Origin of the sequence: Vibrio sp. 10N.222.55.C6 (genome assembly GCF_041473395.1) — a bacterium.
GTDB lineage: Bacteria > Pseudomonadota > Gammaproteobacteria > Enterobacterales > Vibrionaceae > Vibrio > Vibrio crassostreae_C.
Window position 1 is genome coordinate 1 of the sequence record NZ_JBFRSD010000053.1, and the last position, 599, is coordinate 599.

2 tRNA genes and 1 rRNA gene are annotated in these 599 nt (G+C 47.2%); all 3 read right to left on the reverse strand.

From position 1 onward, the window contains the following. Positions 1 to 207: 207 nt before the first annotated feature. The 3 genes from AB4486_RS22310 to AB4486_RS22320 all read right to left on the reverse strand — a co-directional run bounded on the left by AB4486_RS22310 (position 208) and on the right by AB4486_RS22320 (position 549). Positions 208 to 284, reverse strand: a tRNA-Asp gene (locus tag AB4486_RS22310). A gap of 31 nt (positions 285 to 315) precedes the next feature. Continuing rightward, a 5S ribosomal RNA gene (gene rrf / locus AB4486_RS22315) occupies positions 316 to 431 on the reverse strand. 41 nt (positions 432 to 472) lie between these two features. Further along, positions 473 to 549, reverse strand: a tRNA-Thr gene (locus AB4486_RS22320). Between the last annotated feature and the right edge of the window lie 50 nt (positions 550 to 599).

Genomic DNA, 599 nt, shown 5'->3' on the forward strand with positions numbered 1-599 from the left:
TTAATTTTCCGGATTGGTATAAGTTATTCGACTGACGTGCGAAACACTATGATTTAGATGCAAAAAAGCCTCGCGATTTCTAGCGAGGTTTCTTATAAATGGCGGAGTAGCTAGGATCTCAGGCGACCGGAGCTCGTGGTTGGAGACCGAATTATCGATACCCAGAAATGACGAAAGCCCAGTCATAAGACTAGGCTTTCTAATAAGTGGCGGAGTGGACGGGACTCGAACCCGCGACCCCCGGCGTGACAGGCCGGTATTCTAACCAACTGAACTACCACTCCGCAGTGTCTATTCAGCATAAAGCAATTTGGAGCCTGGCGATGTCCTACTCTCACATGGGGAAGCCCCACACTACCATCGGCGCTATTGTGTTTCACTTCTGAGTTCGGCATGGAATCAGGTGGGTCCACAATGCTATGGTCGCCAAGCAAATTCTGTTGTTAACTTGAATAATCAAATCAACTAAATATGGTGCTGATACCCAGACTCGAACTGGGGACCTCACCCTTACCAAGGGTGCGCTCTACCGGGCTGAGCTATATCAGCAATTCAAAAACCGTTTAAAAACGATTTTAAAAATTTAAAGCCTGGCGATG